The organism is Devosia aurantiaca (assembly GCF_011058215.1).
Taxonomy (GTDB): domain Bacteria; phylum Pseudomonadota; class Alphaproteobacteria; order Rhizobiales; family Devosiaceae; genus Devosia; species Devosia aurantiaca.
In genome coordinates this window covers 230,003-253,236 of the sequence record NZ_JAALFG010000001.1, presented here as the reverse complement: position 1 = coordinate 253,236, position 23,234 = coordinate 230,003, and the positions used below count along the sequence as shown (strand labels likewise).

General features: G+C 61.6%; 16 protein-coding genes and 4 pseudogenes. 10 read left to right on the top strand and 10 right to left on the bottom strand.

The genetic code is table 11. The features are described from left to right. Positions 1-34: 34 nt before the first annotated feature. From G5575_RS01280 to G5575_RS01260, 5 genes are all read right to left on the bottom strand, one after another. Positions 35-367 carry a YciI family protein gene (locus G5575_RS01280; protein ID WP_164532751.1) on the bottom strand — a complete coding sequence of 111 codons (333 nt, stop codon included), beginning with the start codon at positions 365-367 and terminating at the stop codon, positions 35-37. A 21-nt stretch (positions 368-388) separates the two neighbouring features. Then, a complete protein-coding gene (locus G5575_RS01275) occupies positions 389-739 on the bottom strand; it encodes a putative quinol monooxygenase (protein WP_164532750.1) in 351 nt (116 codons plus the stop codon). Between the two features lie 235 nt (positions 740-974). Continuing rightward, positions 975-2,477: a tripartite tricarboxylate transporter permease gene (locus G5575_RS01270; protein WP_164532749.1), complete on the bottom strand. Its 1,503-nt coding sequence runs from the start codon at positions 2,475-2,477 to the stop codon at positions 975-977. Positions 2,478-2,489: 12 nt separating this feature from the next. Continuing rightward, positions 2,490-2,963 (bottom strand): tripartite tricarboxylate transporter TctB family protein, encoded by a 474-nt coding sequence (locus G5575_RS01265; protein ID WP_164532748.1) that lies wholly within the window; start codon positions 2,961-2,963, stop codon positions 2,490-2,492. Between the two features lie 36 nt (positions 2,964-2,999). Further along, positions 3,000-4,094: a substrate-binding domain-containing protein gene (locus tag G5575_RS01260; protein ID WP_164532747.1), complete on the bottom strand. Its 1,095-nt coding sequence runs from the start codon at positions 4,092-4,094 to the stop codon at positions 3,000-3,002. Positions 4,095-4,253: 159 nt separating this feature from the next. On the opposite strand from G5575_RS01260, the gene G5575_RS01255 reads away from it, so the two are divergent. Continuing rightward, positions 4,254-5,219, top strand: coding sequence for a tripartite tricarboxylate transporter substrate binding protein (locus G5575_RS01255; RefSeq protein ID WP_164532746.1), 966 nt, complete (start codon positions 4,254-4,256; stop codon positions 5,217-5,219). 101 nt (positions 5,220-5,320) lie between these two features. Continuing rightward, entirely contained in the window at positions 5,321-6,649 is a 1,329-nt protein-coding gene (locus G5575_RS01250; protein ID WP_164532745.1) for a class-II fumarase/aspartase family protein, read from the top strand. A 160-nt stretch (positions 6,650-6,809) separates the two neighbouring features. Here G5575_RS01250 and G5575_RS01245 read toward each other — a convergent pair whose 3' ends face one another. Further along, positions 6,810-7,898, bottom strand: coding sequence for an aminotransferase class V-fold PLP-dependent enzyme (locus G5575_RS01245; protein ID WP_164532744.1), 1,089 nt, complete (start codon positions 7,896-7,898; stop codon positions 6,810-6,812). Positions 7,899-7,906: 8 nt separating this feature from the next. After that, positions 7,907-8,605 (bottom strand): GntR family transcriptional regulator, encoded by a 699-nt coding sequence (locus tag G5575_RS01240; RefSeq protein ID WP_164532743.1) that lies wholly within the window; start codon positions 8,603-8,605, stop codon positions 7,907-7,909. A gap of 191 nt (positions 8,606-8,796) precedes the next feature. Between G5575_RS01240 and G5575_RS01235 the strand changes: the two genes are divergently transcribed. The 7 genes and pseudogenes from G5575_RS01235 to G5575_RS01205 all read left to right on the top strand — a co-directional run bounded on the left by G5575_RS01235 (position 8,797) and on the right by G5575_RS01205 (position 18,187). Continuing rightward, entirely contained in the window at positions 8,797-10,737 is a 1,941-nt protein-coding gene (locus G5575_RS01235) for an ABC transporter substrate-binding protein (RefSeq protein ID WP_164532742.1), read from the top strand. 67 nt (positions 10,738-10,804) lie between these two features. Continuing rightward, positions 10,805-11,791, top strand: coding sequence for an ABC transporter permease (locus tag G5575_RS01230; protein ID WP_164533702.1), 987 nt, complete (start codon positions 10,805-10,807; stop codon positions 11,789-11,791). Continuing rightward, positions 11,788-12,944 (top strand): annotated as a pseudogene (locus G5575_RS01225) (ABC transporter permease). The gene G5575_RS01230 and the pseudogene G5575_RS01225 overlap by 4 nt, the downstream one beginning before the upstream one ends. Then, positions 12,944-14,637 (top strand): annotated as a pseudogene (locus tag G5575_RS01220) (ABC transporter ATP-binding protein). The pseudogenes G5575_RS01225 and G5575_RS01220 overlap by 1 nt, the downstream one beginning before the upstream one ends. Next, positions 14,634-15,842 (top strand): D-mannonate dehydratase ManD, encoded by a 1,209-nt coding sequence (gene manD / locus G5575_RS01215; RefSeq protein ID WP_164532741.1) that lies wholly within the window; start codon positions 14,634-14,636, stop codon positions 15,840-15,842. Before G5575_RS01220 ends, manD begins: the two are co-directional and overlap by 4 nt. A gap of 20 nt (positions 15,843-15,862) precedes the next feature. Beyond that, positions 15,863-17,013 (top strand): annotated as a pseudogene (locus tag G5575_RS01210) (mandelate racemase/muconate lactonizing enzyme family protein). 40 nt (positions 17,014-17,053) lie between these two features. Further along, a complete protein-coding gene (locus G5575_RS01205; protein ID WP_164532740.1) occupies positions 17,054-18,187 on the top strand; it encodes a mandelate racemase/muconate lactonizing enzyme family protein in 1,134 nt (377 codons plus the stop codon). Between the two features lie 11 nt (positions 18,188-18,198). On the opposite strand, the gene G5575_RS01200 is transcribed toward G5575_RS01205, so the two are convergent. The 3 genes from G5575_RS01200 to G5575_RS01190 are packed head-to-tail and all read right to left on the bottom strand — an operon-like array spanning position 18,199 to position 21,806. Next, positions 18,199-19,230 carry an ABC transporter ATP-binding protein gene (locus G5575_RS01200; RefSeq protein WP_164533701.1) on the bottom strand — a complete coding sequence of 344 codons (1,032 nt, stop codon included), beginning with the start codon at positions 19,228-19,230 and terminating at the stop codon, positions 18,199-18,201. Then, positions 19,227-20,798 carry an ABC transporter permease gene (locus G5575_RS01195; RefSeq protein ID WP_164532739.1) on the bottom strand — a complete coding sequence of 524 codons (1,572 nt, stop codon included), beginning with the start codon at positions 20,796-20,798 and terminating at the stop codon, positions 19,227-19,229. Before G5575_RS01195 ends, G5575_RS01200 begins: the two co-directional genes overlap by 4 nt. A gap of 12 nt (positions 20,799-20,810) precedes the next feature. After that, positions 20,811-21,806, bottom strand: coding sequence for an extracellular solute-binding protein (locus G5575_RS01190; RefSeq protein ID WP_164532738.1), 996 nt, complete (start codon positions 21,804-21,806; stop codon positions 20,811-20,813). A 150-nt stretch (positions 21,807-21,956) separates the two neighbouring features. Between G5575_RS01190 and G5575_RS01185 the strand changes: the two are divergent. Then, positions 21,957-23,209, top strand: a pseudogene (locus tag G5575_RS01185) (imelysin family protein). Positions 23,210-23,234: the final 25 nt, after the last annotated feature.

Sequence of the window (23,234 nt, the reverse complement as noted above, 5' to 3'; positions counted from 1 at the left end):
GTTACGGTCTGATGTCGGTATGTAACACGAGGCTCTAATCAAGCATTTCAAGCGGCCACACCTCGACCACCTCGTGCGCGACCGCGCGAGGCGTCTTGGCCGCCAGTGCGATCGCTTCTTCCATCGATGACGCTTCGATGATGCCAAACCCTGCTACAGGCAGATCGGCTTTCATGAACTGACCCGCAGCCGATACGACGCCCGTTGCTTCAGGATTGCGCACTTGCACGGGTTTACCTGCAACGCCGATGATCGCGCCTTTTGCGACCTGTGCAGCATCTGCCGCATGAGCTTCGTCTCTGACGCTGGGCGGCGTGCGATCGTAGCCGGACTGATCGCCATACCCAATGGTGAGATACCTGGGCATTCGGCCCTCCAATGTCGTGGATTACTCTGAGAACCGCATGAACGGCTTCAAGCCCTTGACGCCGTGTTCCTCAAGCGACTTGCGATGCTCTCCCGTAGGCTCACCCCATGTTTCGCCTTCCATATCCACTATGTTGAAGATGGCAGCAGCGTTTTCGCCCATGTTCCCAAAATGGATCAACGCCGCTTCGGAGCTTTCGAACTCTTCATAAACAAGCGCTTCCGTCTCGTCGTCGTTCATGAAGATGTCATAGCGAATAGTGCCGGTGTCATTGGCTTTGGCGAGCGCCATGCAATTGGCGGATAGTCGCTTGAACTCTTCTGTCTTGCCTGGATGGATTTTGAAACGAGCGATGCTTTGAACGCGAGCCATGTTGATCTCCTAGTCATCAAGCAGAACACATGCTCAACAGCCAGGGTTGCAAACTTGGGAGCATTCGGCCGAGCTGATCTGCCGAAACCGAATGAGGCAGAGCAATCATCGAGGGATTAAGGTCTTTGGCGGCGGGCTATACGGGAATAATAGGGCCCTTTCTCAAGCCTGGGCGATAAGAGATTCTATGTAGGCACATGCGGCCCATGATGACGGCCTTGGCAGTAAGGCCAAACTATTCCTCCTGGAACACTTCCTCGCGCTTCTTGCGAATGCTTGGCAAAAGCAGCGTGGCCAACAGAACCACTGCCACAAGAATAAGCCCGGCGCTGATCGGTCGGATGAGGAAGACGCTGAAGTCGCCCTTGGCGAACAGCAGGGCGCGACGGAGGTATTCTTCCATCATCGGCCCGAGGATGAAGGCGAGCAGGAGTGGTGCCGGTTCGGCATCAAGCTTGCGTACGGCGTAGCCGGCGATGCCGAAGATGGCCATGCCGAAAACGTCGAATGTGGTGTTGTTGACGCTGAACACGCCGATGGCGCAGAAGATGATGATGATCGGATAAAGGTAGTGATAGGGGATGGAGATCATCTTCACCCACAGCCCGATGAGCGGCAGGTTTAGCACCAGCAGCATTAGGTTACCGGCCCACATCGAGACGATCAGGCCCCAGAACAGGGCTGGCTGACTGGTCATCACCGATGGGCCTGGCTGGATGCCCTGGATGATCATCGCGCCGATCATCAGCGCCATCACGGAATTGGACGGCAGGCCCAATGTCAGCATGGGAATGAAGGAGGTCTGTGCTCCGGCGTTATTGGCCGATTCCGGACCGGCAACGCCTTCGATGGCGCCTTGGCCGAACTCCTGCGGGTTGCGCGCCAGACGTTTTTCCAGCGAATAAGATCCAAAGGATGCCAATGCCGCGCCGCCACCTGGCAGAACGCCGAGCACGGATCCTAGCGCGGTTCCGCGCAAGATCGGCGCAAGGATACGCTTCCAGTCATCGCGCGTGGGGAGCAGGCCGGTGACCTTCTTGGTCATGGCGCTGCGATCTTCGGTATTTGAAAGATTGGCAATGATCTCGCCGATACCGAAAACGCCCATGGCCAGGACGACAAAATCAAGACCGTCCGAAAGTAGCGGCATGCCGAAGGTGTAACGCGACACGCCCGAATTGACATCGGTGCCCACCATGCCCAGCAAGAGACCGACCAGGATCATGCCGAGCGCATGCAACAGCGCGCCCGATGCCATGACGATCGATGCGATCAGTCCGAGCACCATGAGGGCAAAATATTCTGCGGGACCAAATTGCAGGGCGACAGCGGCCAGCAGCGGTGCAAAGACGGCGATCAGCAGTGTCGCGATCGTCCCGGCAATGAACGAGCCGATCGCCGCAGTGGAGAGGGCGCGGCCGGCCTGACCCTTGCGCGCCATCTGATGACCATCGATCGCCGTGACGACCGAGGATGGTTCACCTGGAAGATTGACCAGGATGGCCGTGGTCGAGCCGCCATATTGGGCGCCGTAGTAGATGCCGGCCAGCATGATCAGTGCCGATTCGGGCGGCAGGCCGAACGTGATCGGCAGCAGCATGGCAATGGTCGCAACCGGCCCAAGACCGGGCAGCACGCCGATGGCGGTGCCCAGGATCGTCCCAACGAAACAATAGAGCAGGTTGGCTGGCGTGAAGGAGACGGAGACGCCCAGCATCAAGTTCGCAAAGATGTCCATGATCCTGGGCTCTTAACGGTACAGGCCGGCGAAGGCCGTGCCGAAAATGGAAATGGGCAGGCCAAGCCCGGTGACAAACACCAGTGCGCAGCAGGCGGCGAAGGCGAAAAGGCCGAGCAAGGCCTGCCAACCGAGCTTGAATCGGTCGTTGGCAGAAGCCGCAATCAGACCGCTAATAACAATCGCAACGATCAGCCCGGCAGGCCTGAGCAACAGTCCGAATGCCACAACCGAAGCGGTAATCAGCGCGATACCCTTGAAATCAATCGGTCCGACCTCGGGACCATCGACGGCCAGGCCACGGCAAATGGCAACAAGGCCGAAAATTACCAGCAAGCCGGCTATGATGACCGGGAAGAAACCGGCGCCCATACGCGCTGGCGTGCCGAAAGGGTAAGTTTGGCCAAACCATAGGCCGGCGGCGCCAAGCGCCAGATAGAGGACGCCGATGTAAAAGTCCTTCTCGCCGCGAACTTTGATCGCCACGTCGATACCTCCTCGCCGGGCGCACGCGCCGCGGCTTTAGTGCCCGTGAGGGCCGCCAATGGACTGGCCCTCGCGCATGCGCATCTGCATGAGTCTGAGGCCATAGGGTGCCGTGGGATTACGCCAGCGCTCGAGCAAGCGCTCGAACACCCCTTCTGCCTGTTCGGCGGCGCTGTATCCCACGATGTCAAAGAAATCGGCGGCTTCCGCCGCCACGTCGGTGCGCCCCAAAAGGACAACCGAAAGCTGATCTGGAACGGAAAGACCCGCCTCACCCAACAGGCTGCGCAACCGCGCGCCGTTTTCGACACCCCAGACGATGATCGCAGGATGTTTAGGCGCGGTGCCTTCAAGCGTGGCCATAATGGCCTCGACCACGGTTTGCTCGAAATCGGCCGAAGGTAGCGACGAAAGGCAGATTTCAGGCTGCAAGAGCCCGGCAAACTCTTCCTGCTGGCGCATGGCGCGATAGCGGTGCAAACCCAATTCGTTGGCAAGGAAGAACCGGTCAGTGGTGACCAAAGTGATGTGGTCATGCCCGGCGGCCAACAGGCGATGAATGGCTGCAGCGATCGGCTCGCCCCATTCAAATCCTACTGCATCGACATCAGTGCCGACGAGCCAGGCGCCGTCAACGACCACCGTATCGGTCTTGCGGCGAATGGCCGAGATCATCTCGATCGGCATGGCATCGAACGAATTTTGGATAATGCATGCATCGAAACGGGGTAAAGTCTGCAAGACCTGCCGCGCATGCGCGGCGTTGGAATAGCCGACATCCAGCGTGACATCACCAGCGTCGGCGATTTTTTCCTGCAATCTATCGAGCACATTACGCGCCCGTGCATTCTGTTGCGAACGGCGCAACAACATGACGCTGCGCCCGGTTCTGATTGCAGGCGATCGCGGAGCAGGGGCCTGTCCAGTGTTGTTGCCGGTGAAGAAGGTCCCTCGACCGACATGGGCTGCTATCAGACCTTCTTGCTTCAGCCCGTCGAGCACCCGCTCGACGTTGAGCTGTGACAAGGCGAAGTCCTTCATCAACTGCCGCACCGTAGGCAGCTTCTCTCCCGGCACCGCTGTTTGAGCAGCTGCCAGGAGCGAGGATCGCAATGAAGACAGATCGGTCATGTGATTTCCATATACAATACAATTACATTTTACAATCCCGTAAGCTGATGGCGGCGCAAGGTGACTTGCCAAGAGCTTTTGTTGGGCTTATCTGTCTACAACAAGTAGCCTAATAATACAATATGTATTGTATTTTCCGGGTGCTAGGAGGAAAGATTTATGTCAAAAAGATCTCTGGCGATTACCGTTGCAACGCTGGCCTTGGCGGCTGCATCCACTGCCGTTTCAGCACAGGATGGCCCAATCACTCTTCTGGTCGGCTATTCTGCCGGCGGCAGCGCTGACTTCGCTGCGCGCGTCATGGCCCCTGAACTCAGCGAGCGCCTCGGTCGCACGGTCGTCGTTGAAAACGCTACTGGCGCTAGTGGCATGATCGCGCTGCAGAACCTGATCAATGCCGAAGCCGACGGCAGCACGCTCTACTATGGCGGCTTCGACACGGTTGCCGTTCCCATGGTCAACGCTGCCGTCAACATCGACTGGAAAGTCGAAACAATTCCGGTGGGCCGTACCGCGACGACCTCGCAGACCATCGCCGTTCCGGCTGCATCACCCTATCAAACGCTAACCGACCTGATCGAAGCTGCACGCGCCGAGCCCGACACGATCACCTACGGCACCCCTGGCATCGGCTCGGCCCAGCACTTCGTGGGCGAGATGATCTCGCACGCCGCGGACGTTACCTTCCTGCACGCGCCCTATCAGGGCGGGTCACAGGTGTCGAACGATCTGCTGGGCGGCATGTTGGACTCCGCAGTCTTTACCACGTCCACCGCGCTTCCCTTCGTCAACGAAGGCAATATTCGGGCGTTGGCCGTGACGAGCGCAGAGCGTTCGCCCGCGCTTCCCGACGTTCCGACCTTGGGCGAAACCGCTGGCCTTGAAGGTCTCGCGCTGCCTCTTTGGCAGGGCATCTTTGTCAAGGCCGGGACGGACGAGGCTTTCGTCACCGAACTTGGCGCTGCCATCGAGGCATCTTTGGCTGAGGCGGATGTGCAGGAGCGTTTGGCAACGGCAGGCTTTACGGCCGCGCCGCTGGCGCCGGCTGAATTCACCGCCTTTATCGAAGAACAGGCTGCTACATACGCTCAGATCGTCGAACAGTCGGCCATCTCGATCCAATAATCTGGACAGGCCGGGCCGTCCCTCCCTCGGCATTCGGTCCCGCGCAACGCGGCTGCACTACCGCGTTGCGCGCCTTTCTCTATCGTTGCGGAAAACCAGCCATGACCATCGGCATGTTCGAGTCCTTTGTAACCCGCCATTGGTTCAGCCCCACGGCCAAGCAGATATGGAGCGACGAGCAAACGCTTCAGGCTTGGCTCGATGTCGAAGCAGCGCTGGCGCTGGCGCAGGCTGATCTCGGCGTCATTCCCATGGACGCTGCGCCGCAGATTGCCGAGGCTTGCGACGCATCGCGTTTTGATCCCGACCAGCTCAGCCGCGACATAGAATATGCCCAGCACCCTTTCGTGCCCGTGCTCAAGCACCTCGAAAAGCTTTGCGGGGATCCAGCGGCCGGATACATACACTGGGGCGCCACGACACAGAATATTTTCGATAGCGCATCGGCGCTGCAAATGCGCCGCACCCACCATCATGTCGTTGCCAAGCTCGCTCATGTCGAGAAGGTGCTTTCGGCTCTTGCCGTCGAACATCGCGACACGTTGCAGGCAGGCCGCACCCATGGACAGCACGCCCTGCCCATGACATTCGGGTTCAAGGCATTAGGCTGGCTCGAAGAAATTCGTCGTGATCACCAGCGTCTCATCGCCCGGATCGAAGAGAGTTTTGTCGCCAATCTTGGCGGAGCAATCGGGACCTTTGCCGCCATAGGCGATAAGGGCAGGGCCGTTGAGGCTGAAATGGCCAACCGCCTCGGCCTTCTTGCTGCCGGTCTTCCGATGCGATCGTCGTTCGACCGCGGTGCCGACTATATCAACTCACTCGGACTACTCGCGGGTACGGCAGAGCGTATCGCTCGCGATGTCGTCTTCATGCAACGTACCGAGATCGGAGAGTTGGAAGAGGCTTTTCACATGGGCAAGGTCGGTTCGTCCACCATGGCTCAAAAGCGCAATCCGTCCACGGCCCTGATGCTGATCAGTCTTTGCCGATTGATGCAGTCACGCGTTACCCTAGCCATGGGCTCGATGGTTCGTATGGACGAGGGCGACTCTTCGGCCACCAACATCACCGATGTCGCCCTGCCCGAGATCGGCATCCTCGCCGCCTCGATCGCTGAAACGCTCGATCGTCTTCTCGATGGCTTAGTCGTGCACAAGCACAAGATGGCGGCCAATCTCGGCCTGACCAATGGTCTTATAGTTTCTGAGGCCGCCATGATGCAGATGTCGGACCAGATCGGCCGCCATCACGCTCATGAATTGCTCTATGACGCGGCCCAGCGGACGGTACATGAAGGCATCCCATTCCTGGAAGCCATTCGCCAGCACGAAATGATGAGCCACCTGCCGGCAGAGCAGGCGATCAACCTTGACCCGGCGGCATATACAGGCGCCAGCGGCACGTTGGTGGATGACTTGGCGGGATAGGTGGAGCAAGCTGGATGGCAGTGAGCAATCAGGCAGGCCCGCGGCCACAGAGAGGCCTGTAGCCCAAATATTTTAGGCGACTGTCACAGTTGGCGGTCACACTGACGAACCCAACTTTGTTTCTTTCGGCGAGACGATTGCCCGCGCCTTTGGGCGCGGCTTATCGGAGCCTGCCTGCCAGGTCACTAAGCGCCTCCGCCACTATGGTCGCCTGACCAGGGTGGAGGTTGCAGGGGTCGAGCCAGAATACGCCTTCGTCGACCTTGTGGCCTCGGACGACGATCGAGGGGCTGCCGGCTGCGAGCGTTTTTGTGAGGGCTGTGGCGGTGGTGCCGGACTTGGGAAGGACCCTGATCTCAAGACGGTCGAGAGGGTTGCCTGTCGGGTCGGGGACGATCTTGATTTCGAGGCCGGGAGTGCCCGCAAGGCTTGCTTGCCAGAGGTCCAGTGCCGCGCGCTCGCTCTGCCTGATGCCGGTGTGATCGCGCCGGGTCCAAGCGTCGAGTGCGGCAATGAGGCCGGCGATGCTTTCCTTGCCCACTTTCATGGCGCGGCCAAGGCCGCTGTTTTGCAGGCGGCAGGCTTCAATGAGGTCGCGCCGGCCGGCGATGATGCCGCTGGTTGGTCCGCCGAGGAATTTGTGGCCGCTATAGATGACGAGATCGGCACCCTCGGCCAGAAAACGCCTGAGATCGTATTCCGAGGCGGCGTCGACGATCACCGGCACGTCGCGCACATGACACAAGCGCGCAAAGGTCGGCAGATCGACCATGCCGGTGCGGGCTGTGGTGTGCGCCACGACGAAAAGCCCGGCGGCTGTGTTTTCGGTGATGGCGTCTTCGATCTGCGCGGCGGTGACCGCCGAGGAAGTTCCGCAGACTACCGGCGTGCCGCCAGCAATGCGGATCGCCTGGGTAAGGGAGTTTCCATAATCCACATCGTGGCCGCCCTGCAGCACGACATCGCCCTTTATGCCCTTGGCGCGCAGCGGCAGCATTTTGATGGCCGGCAGCGAAGGTCCGGTCATCGCCGCCGCAACGGCGATGATGATGCCGGCAGCGGCGGACGCGGTGACAATTCCTGATTCGGCGCCCGTGGCGCGCACTATCTCTTCGCTGGCGCTTTGGTGCAGTTCGGCCATGTCGAGGAATTGGGGAGCGATCGCCGCCATTGCCTCGATGGCTTCGGGCACCATGATCGAGGCGCCTAGCGCGGTCATCGTGCCGCTCACATTAATGATAGGGCGCATCGAGCAGACTAGAGCTTGCGATTGCGGGCGGAGCGCATGTGCTCGACGATGTGCCGGCCGGATCCCAGGATATGAAGGCGCACGGCTTCAGCGGCGCCGGCCGCGTCCTGGTTCTTGATGCGATCGATGATCTGGCGGTGTTCGACCAGGATCTCCTTGCGTCGCACCATCGAATAGGGAAAGCGCCGCGCGATAGTGCGCAGGATTTCGCGATGTCGCCACCAGAGCTCGGCGGCGTGGCGATTATAGTGCCCGTCATAGATGATCTGGTGAAAGCGCGTGTCGAGCTCGGAGTGCCGCAGAGGATCTTCGAAGCCCAGCGCCTCGATTTCATCCTGCACGTCTTCGAGCTGGCGGATCGCTTCTTCGGTCGCGATGCCGACGAACCAGGCGGTGAGATAGGGCTCGATCAGGGCCTCGACCTCATAGATGTCGCGGGCAAAATCCTCGTCGATCGGCCGCACCCGGGCGCCCTTGTTGGGGCTGAAGATGACATAGCCCTCGCCGCGCAGCTGTTGCAGGGCCTCCCGGATCGGATTGGTGCTGGTGCCATAGCGCGTCGCCAATGCCGAGACTTTCAGCCGCTCATTGGCCTGCAGTCGTCCGGCCAGAATGTCCTGGAGGATCTGCTCGTAGATGCTGTTCTCCGAGCTGCTCTCTGGATCAAGCAGCAGGATGGAACTGGCGGTGGTGTTGGTGGCGCTCATACCCTAGCTTTAAGCGAAACTTCGTCACACGCCAATCTCAAAAGTGTACTGAGATGTTGACAGATAATGTACGATCTGGAATGCATCACGCATCGGCTCATTAGAAGGCCGGGGGAGAGGCGAGCATTTCGCGCCCTCATTTTGCATCGTGGCTTGACGACCGGCAGTGTCCTGCCGGCGGAGGAGAAAACATGTCTTTGCATTTCGCCGGGTCGCGCCTGGCAAAGCTCACCCTGGCATCGCTGTTCGGCGCGCTGATGGCGACGAGCTCGCTGGCCTGGGCCCAGGAATACGGCCAGTCGCCGATACTCGACGCCCGCGTCGAATCCGGTGAGCTGCCGCCTGTCGAGGACCGCCTGCCGGCCAACCCCTATGTCGAAACCATGGTCGACGGCGTCGGCCAGTATGGCGGCACGCTGCGCACGACAATTCTCGCCAATGGCGACCACTATAACCTGACCCGCACCATCGCCAACGAACTGCTGGTGCGCTGGACCCCGGACTGGACCGAGGTCGTCCCCTCGCTGGCCGAAGAAGTGACCGCCTCGGACGACGCGACCACCTTCACCTTCAAGCTGCGCGAAGGGCTGAAATGGTCGGACGGCCAGCCCTTTACCGTCGACGACATCATGTTCTGGTATGAAGATATCTTCATGAACGAGGCGCTGACGCCCGACAAGAACCCGATATTCGTGGTCGGCGGCGAGCCGGTCGTCGTCACCAAGGTCGACGGGCAGACCGTCGAGTTCAAGTTCGCGTCGTCCTATGGCCTCTTCCTGCAGCAGCTGGCCTATGGCCAGGGGCACCTCCCGGTCATCTACCCCAAGCACTATCTCAGCCAGTTCCACGAGAAGTATAATGCCGAGGGCATTCCCGCCCTCTTGCAGGGCAATGCCACGGCGTCCGACTGGGTCTCGCTGTTCAATTCCAAGGTCTCGGTTACCTTCCAGCCGGCCTATTGGCAGAACCTCGAACTGCCGACGCTCAACCCCTATGTGCTGACCGTTCCCTATGCCGACAGCGACCGCGTCGAGGCTGTCCGCAATCCCTATTACTGGAAGGTCGACACCGAGGGTAACCAGCTGCCCTATATCGATAACATGACCTGGGCCAAGCTCGACGATCCGCAACTCATGCTCCTGCGCATGACGGCCGGCGAACTCGATTTTGCCTTCCGCCACATCAACAACTCGACCTTCAAGTCGGTGCTGTTCGACGGCCAGGAAACCGGCAACTACCACTTCGTCGACGTCAAGGACCTTCCGGCCAATGACGCAACGCTGCTGCTCAATCTTAATGTCGAAGATCCGGTCAAGAACGAGATCTTCAACAACAAGAACTTCCGCATCGCGCTGAGCCACGCCATCAACCGCCAGGACATCATCGACCTGGTCTATGTGGGGCAGGGCGCGCCGTCACAAGTGGCGCCGCAGCCGGAGCACGAGCTCTACAACGAGGAAATGTCGACCCAGTATACGGAATACAATCCGGAACTGGCCAACCAGATGCTCGACGAGATCATGCCGGAAAAGGATGCCCAGGGCTTCCGTCTCGGGCCGGACGGCAACCGCTTCACCATCAACTTCATGGTGGCCGACGTCTTCGGGCTCTCCTACCCCGACATCATGTCGATGGTGCAGCAATATGCAGCCGATGTCGGCATCGACATCCAGATCCGCACCACCGATCGCGCGCGCCTCAACACCATGTGGTACGCCAACGAGCAGGATGCCTACATCTGGAACTGCGTGGGCGGTCTTTCGGAAGCCTATACGGACGTGCGCTGCTACATCCCGTTCCAGAAGGCCGACATCTTCTTCGCGTCGAAGTGGTCCGAATGGTATTCCGATCCGACCACGGGCGAAGAACCTCCGCAGAGCGTCAAGAATGCCTATGCTGCCTATGACCTCGTCAAGGCCGCAGTCACCGACGAAGACCGTCTGGCCCGCATGAAGGAATTCCTCGCCATCAGCGCGGACAACCTCTTCACCATTGGCATCTCGCGCCCGATGCCCAAATACATGCTCGTCAACAACGACATCAAGAACGTCGTCCAGGGCATCCCGATCACCGGCAACCTCTGGCACCCGGCTCCGACGCTGACCCAGTGGTATTTCGACCGGGCGCAATAGGCTCCTCCCGGCCTCGGGGCGGCGGTTGCGCCGCCCCACCTTCTCCCGCCCGACTTTGGAGGCGAAGCTGCTTACCTTCATCCTCAAACGCATGCTGTTCGCCATCCCGACACTGATTGCCGTGTCGATCGTGGCCTTCATCATCATCCAGCTGCCGCCGGGCGATTATCTATCGACCCTGATGGCCGATCTTGCGAGCCAGGGCGGGGCTGTTGAAGAAGGCACCGTCGCCGCCCTGCGCGAGCGCTTCGGCCTCGATCAGCCCATCTACGTCCAATATTGGAAGTGGGTGTCCAACATCGTCCTTTACGGCGATTTCGGTATTTCCTTCGAGCTCAACCGACCGGTGACCGATGTCATCTGGGGGCGTCTGGGCTTCTCGTTCCTCCTTGCGATCCTGACGCTGTGCTTTGTCTGGGCCGTCGCCGTTCCGATCGGCATCATCTCGGCCGTGCGCCAGTATTCGATTACCGATTACGGCGTCACCTTCTTTGCCTTCTTCATGCTGGCCGTGCCCGATTTCCTTCTGGCGCTGGTCTCGATGTATGTGCTCTCGACCTATTTCGGCCAAAGCGTCGGCGGGCTCTTTTCGCCCCAATTTGCCGATGCGCCATGGAGCCTGGCGCGCGTTGGCGATTTCCTCGCCCATGTCTGGCTGCCGGTCTTCGTCATCGGTATCGGAAGCCTCGCGGCGCTGGTGCGCATCATGCGCGCCAATCTCCTCGACGAGCTGCACCGTCCCTATGTGACCACGGCGCGGGCCAAGGGCATGTCGGAGCTCGAGCTGCTGCTGCGCTATCCGGTGCGCATGGCGCTCAATCCGCTGATCTCCACGCTGGGCTGGATCCTGCCGGCAGTGGTTTCGGGCGAGATCATCGTCTCCGTCGTCATGAGCCTGCCGACCACCGGGCCGCTGCTGCTGCGGGCATTGCTGTCGCAGGACATGTATCTGGCCGGTTCGCTGATCCTCCTAATTTCCGTCCTCACCATCATCGGCACGCTGATTTCAGACGTGCTCCTGGCCATCGCCGACCCCAGGATCCGCCTGCAATGACCACCGAAAGCACCGAGCTCCCTCCGTCCGGCATCGACCACACAGTCATCGATCCGCGCAATGCCGACATCGCCGTGGCCGGGCAATGGAAGCTGTTCTGGCTGAAGTTTTGAAGCATCGCCTCGCGGTTGCGAGCCTCTTCGTCGTGCTGTTCATGTATGTGGTCGCAGCGCTGGCCGACTTCATCGCGCCCTACGATCCCAACCAGACCAATGCGCGTTTTACCTATGCGCCGCCCCAGGCGCTGGGCTTTTTCACCGATGCCGGCTTCCAGCCGCATGTCGATGGTCTCGCCATGGAGCTCAACACCGAGTCCATGCGCCGCGTCTTCACCCCCGATCCTGAGGCTCCGGTCGAGGTGGGCTTCTTCGTGCCATCGACGCCCTACAACCTCATGGGCTTCATCCCCATGCAGCATAAGCTGATCGGCCTTGTCGATGCCGGCCCGATGGACTCGATGTATCTTTTCGGGGCCGACCGCTTGGGCCGCGATATTTTCTCCCGCGTCGTCCACGGCGCGCGCATCTCGCTCTCGATTGGCCTCGTCGGCGTGTTCCTGAGCCTTATCCTCGGCGTCACCATCGGTGGCCTTTCCGGCTTTTTCGGCGGCTGGACCGATACCGTCATCCAGCGCGTCATCGAGTTCCTGCGCTCGATCCCCACCATTCCGCTCTGGATGGGCCTTGCCGCCGCGATTCCACTGTCGTGGCCGCCACTGCAAACCTATTTTGTCATCACGCTGATCGTCTCGCTGCTGGGCTGGACATCCCTCGCGCGCGAAGTGCGCGGCCGCTTCCTGTCGCTTCGCAACGAAGACTTCGTCACCGCAGCGCGGCTCGATGGCATGAGCGAGATCGGCATCATCTTCCACCACCTCGTGCCCTCGTTCATGAGCCACATCATCGCGACGCTGACGCTCGCCATCCCCAGCATGATCTTGGCCGAAACGGCTTTGTCCTTCCTCGGCATCGGCCTTCAGCCGCCGATCGTCTCCTGGGGCACGCTGTTGCAGGAAGCGCAGAACATCCGCGCCGTATCGCAGGCGCCCTGGCTTCTGTTCACGCCCGCTGCCGCGATCGTCATTTCCATCCTCAGCCTCAATTTCCTGGGTGATGGATTGCGCGACGCGGCCGACCCCTACGAGGCGCATTGATGACCACCGATCCCCAACTTCAGCCGGTCCTCAAGGTTCGCAACCTGGCCGTGCAGTTTCCGACCCGTACCGGCGTCGTCAAAGCCGTGGACGATGTGTCCTTCGACCTCTACCGCGGCAAGACGCTGTGCGTCGTCGGCGAAAGCGGCTCCGGCAAATCGGTCTCTGCCCGATCGGTGCTGCAGATCGTCGATCGCCCGGGGCGCATCACCAATGGCTCGATGGAGCTGACCCGGCCTGACGGCTCGGTTGTCGATCTCGCGAAGCTCGACCCGCGCGGCAAGCAGATCCGCGCCATTCGCGGCCGGGAGATCGCCATGATCTTCCAGGAACCGATGTCGTCGCTGTCGCCCATCCATCGCATCGGCGAGCAGATCGGCGAAACGTTGCGCATCCATTTCGGTACGCCCAAGGACGAGCGCCGGACGCGGGTCATCGAATTGCTTAAGCAGGTCGAAATCCCCAATCCGGAAAAGGCCATCGACCGCTATACGTTCGAGTTTTCCGGCGGCATGCGGCAGCGCGTGATGATCGCCATGGCGCTAGCCTGCAATCCATCGCTGCTGATCGCGGACGAGCCGACCACGGCGCTCGATGTCACGACACAGGCTGAGATCCTGGCGCTGATCAAGAAGCTCCAGGCCGAATATGGCATGGCGGTGCTGTTCATCACCCATGACATGGGCGTGGTGGCCGAGATCGCCGACGAAGTGCTGGTGATGTATCGCGGCAAGGTCATGGAGCGCGGGCCGGTCGAACAGATTTTCCACGCCCCACAAGCCGATTACACCCGAATGCTGATCGGTTCGGTGCTGAAGCTCGAAAGCAAGGCCGAAATTCGCCTCAAGCGTGAGCCGGAAGCCATCGCGCCCGAGCTCCTGCTCGACGTGCGCAACCTGAGCCTTACCTTTCCCGGCGGGCTCAAGGCGGTCAACGATGTGTCGCTCACCGTCTCCCCGGCGAAACGCTCGGTATTGTCGGCGAGAGCGGTTCGGGCAAGACCACGATGGGACGTTGTCTCTTGCGTGTTTACGATCCGCAGCAAGGCACCGCCAATTTCCGCCGCTCGGACGGCTCGATCGTCGACCTCTGCTCTGCCAAGGGCGAGGAACTGAAAGCCGCCCGCCGCGACATCCGCATGATCTTTCAGGATCCGGTGGGCTCGCTCAATCCGCGCAAGACCGTGGCCGACATCATCGCCGAACCGCTGAAGCTCGCCAAGCTGGCCCGCGGCAGGGAACTCGACGACCGTGTCGCCGCGCTGATGGCGCAGGTGGGGCTCGAACCGTCCTGGCGCGAGCGCTATCCGCATGCCTTTTCCGGTGGCCAGCGCCAGCGCATCGGCATTGCCCGTGCCATCGCCGTCAAGCCACGTCTCATCATCGCCGACGAAGCAACCTCGGCGCTCGACGTTTCGCTGCGCAGCCAAATGCTGGATCTGATGATGCAGCTCCAGGACGAGATGGGGCTCTCCTTCATCTTCATCTCCCACGACATGTCGGTCATTCGCTACATGTGCGACCGCGTCGCCGTCATGTATCGCGGCCGCGTGGTCGAGACCGGCACCACAGAGGCCGTCACCGGCGCCCCGCAGCACGCCTATACCCAGGCGCTGCTCTCCGCCATTCCCCATCCCGATCCGCGTGACCGTCGCCTTGCCGGCCGCACCCGTTACCAAGAGACTGCCTCGTGAAGATCACCGATATCAAGGTCATCGTCTGCTCGCCCGGACGCAACTTCGTTACCGTCAAGATCATGACCGACGAGGGCCTCTACGGCGTCGGTGACGCGACCCTCAATGGCCGCGAAAAGTCGGTCGTCGCCTATCTCGAGGAACACATCATTCCGTGCCTGATCGGTCGCGATCCGCGCCGCATCGAGGACATCTGGCAATATCTTTATCGCGGTGCCTATTGGCGTCGCGGCCCGGTCACCATGTGCGCCATTTCCGGCATCGATACCGCGCTGTGGGACATCAAGGCCAAGGCCGCCGGCATGCCGCTCTACCAGCTGCTTGGTGGCGCCTCCCGTGAAAATGTTCTCTGCTATACCCATGCCCAGGGCACCGACATCGCCGAATGCGTCGATGCGGTGGGCACTCGACTAGAACAGGGTTATAAGGCCGTGCGCTGCCAGACCGGCATTCCAGGCCTGCCCAATGTCTATGGCACCGGCAAATATGCCGTCACCACCAATGCCGCGGACGACGCCCTGCCGCGCGAAGAGGTGTGGTCCACACCCAAATATCTCAACTATGTGCCCAAACTTTTCGAAGCGGTGCGCGGCGCCTATGGCGACGACCCGCACCTGTTGCACGACACCCATCACCGCCTGACCCCAATCGAGGCGGCGCGGCTTGGCAAATCGCTCGAACCGTTCAACCTGTTCTGGCTCGAAGACACGGTTGCCGCCGAATTGCAGGAAGGCTTCCGCCTTATCCGCCAGCATACGACGACACCGCTTGCTGTTGGCGAAGTGTTCAACACCATCTGGGACGCGCGGCTCCTCATCGAAGAGCAGTTGATCGACTATATCCGCATGACCGTCGTCCATGCCGGCGGCGTCACGCCGATGCGCCGGATCATGGATTTCGCCTCGGTCTATGGCGTACGCACCGGTTGCCACGGCGCCATGGACATGTCCCCGATCTGCCTTGGCGCCAACCTCCATCTCGATCTCTGGGCGCCCAATTTCGGCATCCAGGAATATTCCGGCTACCTGCCGGAAATCCTCGACGTCTTCCCAGGCGCTTGGACGCTTGCCGACGGCATGCTGCATCCCGGCGAGGCGCATGGCCATGGCGTCGATATCGATGAAGACCTTGCCGCCAAGTATCCCTACCAGCGCGCATACCTGCCGGTGAACCGTCTCGAAGACGGCACCCTCTGGCACTGGTAATTCCTCACGAGCATAGACCCATGAAAATCACCGCCATTCGCGCCTTCCCCTGCTGGGTCGGCATTCGCACGCAGCTCCTGGTCAAGGTCGAAACCGACGAGGGCATTTTCGGCTGGGGCGAAAGCGGCCTCACCGGCCGTGAAAAAGCGGTGGTCGGCGCGCTCGAGCACTTTGCCGAACTGATCGTCGGCATGGACCCGTTCAACATCGGCGGCATCTGGCAAAAGCTTTACCGCAGTCAGTATTTCGAAGGCGGCCGCGTGTTGGCAGCGGCGCAGTCGGCGATCGACATCGCGCTCTACGACATCAAAGGCAAGGCGCTGGGCGTGCCGGTCTACCAGTTGCTCGGCGGCAAGCAGCGCAATCATATCCCGACCTTCGCCACCACCTCCGGCGAACCCAACGAAGCAATGATCGAGCAGGCGCAGATGCTGATCGATCATGGCTGGACTGCCATGCGTCTTTCGCCCTCGGGTCATGACGAGACCACCTACGAGCCGCGCGAACATATCGCGACCACGGCCAAGTGGTGCACCAAGGCGCGCGAAGTGCTGGGCGACGACGTCGTGCTTGGCGTCGATTACCATCACCGGCTGTCGGTCGCAGAAGCGGCCAGCTTCTGCCAGAAAATGCCGCGCGGCACCCTCGACTTCCTCGAAGAGCCGATCCGCGACGAGACGCCGGAAGCTTACGAATCTCTCCGCCGCATGACCGATATCCCCTTCGCCATCGGCGAGGAGTTCGCCTCAAGTGGCAGTTCCTGCCCTTCATCGAGCGCGATATCCACCAGTATAACCGCGTCGACGTCTGCAATGTCGGCGGGCTGACCGAGGCGATGAAAGTCGCCGGCTGGAGCGAGGCGCACTATGTCGACATGATGCCGCACAATCCGCTCGGCCCCATCTGCACTGCGGCCACCGTGCACTTTGCTGCCGCGGTCCCGAACTTCTCGTGGCTCGAAACGCGCTCGTCGCCTGCCGAAACCCATCTCGGCTTCGACAATGCCGATCTTTTTCCAGTGCAGCCGCGTCTCGAAGGCGCTGTCTATCCGGTGCCCGAAGGGCCGGGCCTCGGCGTCGAGGTCAACGAAGAGCTGGTGCGCAAGCAGGAGTTCAAGTTCTGGAACGCGCCCATGCTCAACCGCCGCGATGGTTCGGTGACCAACTGGTGAGCCGCTGCGCCACCCCGTTTTTCTTTAAGAGTGCACTGACATGAAGATCGTCGCGGTCACCCCCTATCTCGTCAAGGAATGGCGCACCATGCTGTTCGTCAAGGTCGAGACCGACGAGGGCACTATCGGCATCGGGGAGGGCGGGCTGACCTCGCGCGAAGCCGGTGTCGCCGGCATCATCGAAGCGCTGGCGCCGCTCTTGGTCGGGCAGGACCCGATGCGCTCGGAACATCTCTGGCAGCTGATGTGGCGCAGCGGTTTCCACCCCTCCAATCAGGTGCTGACCTCCGCCATCGCCGCCATCGACATTGCTCTCTGGGACATCAAGGGCAAGGCGCTGGGCGTACCGGTCTACCAGCTGTTGGGCGGCAAGGTGCGCGATAAGGTCGATACTTATTGCCATATGGCTGCGGCGACGCCCGAGGAACTGCTCGGTGTCGCGCGCGAGCGCGTCGCCGAGGGCTGGAACTGCCTGCGCTGGGACAGCGGCCCGTTCGGTGGCACGCTTTACGAGCCGCGTCACGCCGTCGACTGGACCATCGAGGCCTTCCGCCTGCTGCGCACCGAACTCGGGCCTGAAATCGAACTCGCCTTCGACGCCCACACACGCACCAGCGTTCCCGACGCCGTGCGCTTGTGCCGTGGTGTCGAAGCCTATCGCCCGATGTTCATCGAGGATCCCCTGCGCATCGAAAATCCCGAATCCTATCGGCGCCTCCGTGACCAGACCGCCGTGCCGATCGCGGCCGGCGAGCAGTTGGGTACGAAGTGGCAGTTCCGCGCGCTGATCGAGGAAGAGCTGATCGATTACGCCCGCATCGATATGTGCATTGCGGCCGGCTTTACCGAAAGCCGCAAGATTGCGGGCTGGAGCGAAACGCACTTCATCGATATCGCCGTGCACAATCCGATCGGTCCTGTTTCGACGGCCGCCTGCCTCCATCTCAACATGGCAACGCCAAACATGCTGGTGCAGGAACTTCCTCGCCGTCCCGGCGAAAGCCTCAACAACGCCATCACCAGCAATCATCGCTGGGAAGACGGCTGGCTGATCTGCTCCGACGATCCGGGTCTCGGCCTCGAGGTCGACTGGGACGCACTGGGACAATTTCCGTTCGAACATGCCAGCCTGCCGATTTTTTATCGGACGGACGGATCGCTGACCAACTGGTAGGCATGAGCCGGTTACGTCTTTTCAGGAAGGACATGCCCCTCGCCGTCGACGCGTAAGTGGACGGTGTCGGCGGTGGCGACGTGATGGGCGCTGGTGACGATGTCGATCGGCTGGTCAAGGCCTGGACAGGCGATCTTCAACCGCCAGGAAGCGCCCTGGTAGAGCCGGCTTAGGACGGTGGCCTCGGCGATCTGGCTGGTGCCGACCTGGACTGGCGACACGGTCAATTGCTCGGGGCGAAGTAGAATGCTGGCGCGGCGCGATCCGGTCGCATCGACGCGGATGGCGCCCAAGACGGTGTGTGCAAGGCCGTCGCGGATGTCTCCGTCAAGGATTATAGCCGGACCCAGAAAGCGCGCGGTGGCTGCGGTATTTGGACGGTCGTAGAGGCGTTGTGGGGGACCGGCGTCGGCGACGCGGCCGGCCTGCATGACGACGAGATGGTCAGCAAAGGCCAGCGCTTCGGATTGGTCATGGGTCACGAGGATCGAGGCGATGCCAGCCTCGCGCAGCACGGTCTCGACCATGTCGCGCATGTTTTTCCGCAGGCCCGCATCAAGCGCTGAAAACGGCTCGTCCAGCAGCATCAAGGCCGGTTGCTGCGCCAGGGCGCGGGCGAGCGCGACACGCTGCTGCTGGCCGCCCGACAGTTCGTGCGGGCGGCGGCTTTTCATGCTCGTGGGAAGGCCGACGCGGGCCAGGAGGTCGTCGATCCGCGCAAGGCAGTCGGTGGCGCGGCGCGGCATGGCAAAGCCGATATTGTCGGCGACGCTCATATGGGGAAAAAGCGCGCCTTCCTGTGCCACATAGGCAATGTTGCGCTGGTGCGGTGGAACGGAATCGAGCGGCTGACCATCGAGAGTGATGCTGCCATCGTCGGGACGCTCGAAGCCGGAGATCAGGCGAAGCAGGGTGGTCTTGCCCGATCCCGAGGGACCAACGATCACTGTGCGGCGGCCTGCGGGGGCCACGATGCCGATGTCGGACACGGCTTGCTGGTCGCCGTAGGATTTGGAGACGCCGACAAGTTGCAGCATGGTCAGGCCTGACCCATGCGATCGGCACCGCCATGCAGCAGTACGACAAGCGGCACCGAGAGCAGAACCATCAGCAGCGCATAGGGTGCCGCCATGGCGAGGTCGAGTTCGCTCGTATGGGCCCAAAAGCGCATCGCCAGCGTCCGCGTGCCGTTGGGCGCGAGCATGAGCGTGGCGGTGAGTTCAGTCGTGATGCCCAGGCCGACAAGCGCTGCGCTGGCCAATGCCCCTGGCGCCGCAAGGCGGATGGTCGTGTGCCAGATGGCGGAAAGGGGGCGTCCGAGGCTTGTGGCAGCACGTTCGAGCTCGACGGGCGCTTGGGCGATGCTGGTGCGCAGACCAACAAGGGCGCGTGGCAAGAACATCAGCACATAGGCAAAGAGCAGAATTGCAACGGTCTGGTAGAGGGGCAGGTAGACGTTGACGGTGACGGTCACAAGGGCGAGGGCGATGATGATGCCGGGCAAGGCGCCGACGTAGGAATGCGCCGCCTCGAGCAGCTTTTGCAGCCGGCTCGGCGCGCGCACGGTCAGCCAGGCGATGGGCAGGGCCGCCATAGTCGTCAGCGCGGCACCGGACAGGGTAAGAAGTGCAGTCTGCCCCAGAGCGGGGAGGATGAAGTCGAAGCGCCAGATTTCGGCGCCCCCTGAAGCAAGCCAGCGCAGAAGCGTCCATGCAGGGACAGCGAGGGACAAGAGGGCGAACGATCCGCAGAGGGTCAGCGCGGGCCATGTCCAGCGGCCAAGCGTGCTGCGGCGCCTGCTGCGGGCGGCACCGGCCCCGACGCGAGCATAGCGTTCCCGGCCGCGCAGGCGCGTTTCGAGCCCAAACAGGATCAAACAGAGGAGGACGAGGACGCCGCCGAGCAGGTTGGTCGAGGGGCCATTGCCGACCGACTGGAACTGGTCGACGATGACTGTGGCAAAGGTGTCGAAGCGGGTGAGGACGAAAAGCCCATACTCGGCCAATAGGTGCAGTCCGATCAGCAGCGCTCCGCCCATGATGGCCAGCCGCAGCTGCGGCAGCACCACCCGCAAAAAGACGATCGGCGGCGACTTGCCCATCGACTGTGCGGTTTCTTCCAGAGCCGGATCGAGCCGGCGCAGCTGGGCGGCAATCGGCAGATAGATGAAGGGCAGGTAGGCGAGAATGGAGACGAGGACGGCGGCGCCCAGGCCATGGAAGCGCGGCGCAAAAGCGCTCCAGGCGTAGGAGTGGACAAAGGCTGGTACCGCCAGCGGCGCAACCATGATCCAGGACCAGAACCGCGCAAAGGGGATGTCGGTGCGCTCGATCAGCCAGGCGAAAGCCAGCGCCAGCACCGCCGACACGGGAAGCACGATCGCCAGCAAGGCCGACGTGTTAAGCAAGAGCGTGCCGACCTTGGGGCGGAGTACGAGGTCGGCGATCGCCTGCCAACCACTGGTCAGGGCGACATAGAGCACGAAGGCCAGGGGCAGGAGGCTCAGGAGGCCGGTCACCACCGCGGCACAGAGGATAAACGATGGTCCTTCCCAGCGCGCACGCGGTTTGGGTATTGCGCGGATCGACTGCAGGTCGGTGGTGACGGTCATGACAGGGACCGCCTAGAGCAGTCCGGCCTCCGTCATGAGCTCGGCGGCCTTGACCGTATCGAGCCGGGTCGGGTCGATCTGCGGCGCCCCTAGGTCGTTCAGCGGGGGCAGGGCGGCGTTCGATTCATGATCCACGCCAATCGCATATTCATAGGAGCTGCCGTCCCGCAGCACATCCTGCCCCTTGGTGGTGATGAAGCGGAGGAAAGCTTCGGCCTCCTCCTTGTGCTGGCTCGAGGCGAGCACGCCGCCGCCGGAAATGGAGACAAAGGCGCCTGGGTCGTGGGCGCCGAAGTAATGAAGCGAAGTGTTGGCGCTGCTTTCGCCGGTCCCCGCCTGATCGCCGAACCAGTAGTAATGGTAGATCAGCGCGCCATCGACTTCGCCGTTGTTGGCCGCGGCCAGCGCAGCGCGATTGCCGCGGACGATGACGGCATTGGCCGCCATGCCCTGGAGCCATTCGAGCGTCGCAGCTTCTCCCTCGAGTACGAGATAGGCGGCAACGATCGCCTGGAAATCGGCGCCGCTCGGCGATGCCGCCCAACGACCTTGCCAGGCGGGATCGGCAAGCTCCGCCATGGTCTTGGGAAGATCGGCTTCGCCTAGGCTATCCTTGTTGTAGGCAAAGACGGTGGAGCGCGCAGCTATACCGGTCCAGTTGCCGTTTTCGGGCCGAAACTGCGCCGGCACGGCATCCAGGATGTCCCGGGGCAAGGGTTCGAAGAGACCGGCATTGTCCACCAGCACCATGCCCGGAGAGTTTTCCGTGAGGAAAACGTCGGCGGGGGAATTGGCGCCTTCCTGAAGGATCTGGTTGGCGACTTCGAGATCGGATCCCTGTCGGATGATGACGGGAATGCCGGTTTCCTCGGTAAAACCGGTGGCCCATTCCTGCGCCAGCGTTTCGTGCTGGGCATTGTAGACGGTGATCGGCCCCTCCTGCGCGAGAGCCAAGGAAACACCAAGCGCCAGAAGCGCTATCGAAGCGAAGAAAGCCTGCCTGATCATTGTGCATCCAAGGCGCCAGACCGCCGGTCGCAAAGTTGATGCGCAGTGTCTAATTTGAAGTGGAGCAGATGTCCACGCCCAGTTGCTTTCCTAAGGTGAGAAGCGTACTCAGCTTTGCCAATTTCACCCGAGGAGTGGTTGATGCCTTTGATCGACAAGCGCTGGCTGCGCGGTCTTGCCCTGTCTCTTGCCGTGTCGGTTTCGCCCATGGCGGTACAAGCGCAGGCGCCGGCCGATGCGGATGTGTTGAGCAATTACGCCGACCTGGCTCTTGCCGGCTACGAGGATAGCCTTGCCACCGCAAGGACGCTCGATGTAGCAATAGACGCCTTGATCGCCACTCCGAGTGAGCAAACCCTCGAGGCTGCACGCGATGCCTGGAAAGCGGCGCGCATTCCTTATCAGCAGACCGAGGCTTTCCGCTTCGGCAATCCGATCGTCGACGAATGGGAGGGTCGCGTGAATGCCTGGCCGCTCGACGAAGGGCTGATCGACTATGTCGCCACAAGCTATGGCACCGAAAGCGACAGCAATGCTCTTTACGTGGCCAATGTCATCGCCAACTCGGACATCACCATCGACGGAGCGGCAGTGGACGCTTCCGATATCACGCCCGAATTGCTGCGCGACGCGCTCCAGGAAGCTGCAGGCGTCGAGTCCAATGTGGCGACCGGCTACCATGCCATCGAATTTTTGCTCTGGGGGCAGGACCTCAACGGCACCGAGGCTGGCGCGGGCGAGCGCCCCTTCACCGATTACTCCAGCGCCGACCATGCCGATCGCCGCTCTGCATACCTCAAAGCGGCTTCCACCCTCCTGGTGAGCGACCTGAAAGAAATGGTGGGCAACTGGGAAGCGGGCGGAGCTGCCCGCGAGGCGCTTCCGGAGCGCGGCATTTCCGCCATCCTAACTGGTATGGGTTCGCTCAGCTTGGCGAGCTGGCCGGCGAGCGCATGAAGCTTGGCCTCCTGCTCCATGATCCGGAAGAAGAGCATGACTGCTTCTCGGACAACACGCATGTGTCCCATCTTGAGGATGCCCGCGGCATCCAGAACGTTTACCTGGGCAAGTATGTGCGTATCGACGGATCGGTGGTTGAAGGGCCATCCCTGTCCGATGTCATCGCCGCCAAGGACGAGGCGCTCGACACCGAGATCAAGGCGCTCCTCGACGACACCATGAGCAAAATGCAGGTTATGGCAGATCGTGCCGAAGCCGGCGAGGCCTATGACCAGCAGATCGGCGAGGGCAACCAGGAAGGCAATGCGGTGGTGCAAGCCGCGATCGACGGGCTGATCGCCCAGACGCGCGGCATCGAACGCGCCGTGGCCCTCCTAGAGCTGTCGGATGTCACGATCGAGGACAGCGATTCCCTCTCGGACCCTGACGCCGTGTTCCAGTAGGCGCTCTGCTCAAGAGGCCCGGGCC

Excerpts from the sequence above, each read along its gene's own strand:
- G5575_RS01280 (WP_164532751.1), bottom strand. The coding sequence starts at position 367 with ATGCCCAGGTATCTCACCATTGGGTATGGCGATCAGTCCGGCTACGAT.
- G5575_RS01275 (WP_164532750.1), bottom strand. The coding sequence starts at position 739 with ATGGCTCGCGTTCAAAGCATCGCTCGTTTCAAAATCCATCCAGGCAAG.
- G5575_RS01270 (WP_164532749.1), bottom strand. The coding sequence starts at position 2,477 with ATGGACATCTTTGCGAACTTGATGCTGGGCGTCTCCGTCTCCTTCACG.
- G5575_RS01260 (WP_164532747.1), bottom strand. The coding sequence starts at position 4,094 with ATGACCGATCTGTCTTCATTGCGATCCTCGCTCCTGGCAGCTGCTCAA.
- G5575_RS01255 (WP_164532746.1), top strand. The coding sequence starts at position 4,254 with ATGTCAAAAAGATCTCTGGCGATTACCGTTGCAACGCTGGCCTTGGCG.
- G5575_RS01250 (WP_164532745.1), top strand. The coding sequence starts at position 5,321 with ATGACCATCGGCATGTTCGAGTCCTTTGTAACCCGCCATTGGTTCAGC.
- G5575_RS01245 (WP_164532744.1), bottom strand. The coding sequence starts at position 7,898 with ATGCGCCCTATCATTAATGTGAGCGGCACGATGACCGCGCTAGGCGCC.
- G5575_RS01240 (WP_164532743.1), bottom strand. The coding sequence starts at position 8,605 with ATGAGCGCCACCAACACCACCGCCAGTTCCATCCTGCTGCTTGATCCA.
- G5575_RS01235 (WP_164532742.1), top strand. The coding sequence starts at position 8,797 with ATGTCTTTGCATTTCGCCGGGTCGCGCCTGGCAAAGCTCACCCTGGCA.
- G5575_RS01205 (WP_164532740.1), top strand. The coding sequence starts at position 17,054 with ATGAAGATCGTCGCGGTCACCCCCTATCTCGTCAAGGAATGGCGCACC.
- G5575_RS01195 (WP_164532739.1), bottom strand. The coding sequence starts at position 20,798 with ATGACCGTCACCACCGACCTGCAGTCGATCCGCGCAATACCCAAACCG.
- G5575_RS01190 (WP_164532738.1), bottom strand. The coding sequence starts at position 21,806 with ATGATCAGGCAGGCTTTCTTCGCTTCGATAGCGCTTCTGGCGCTTGGT.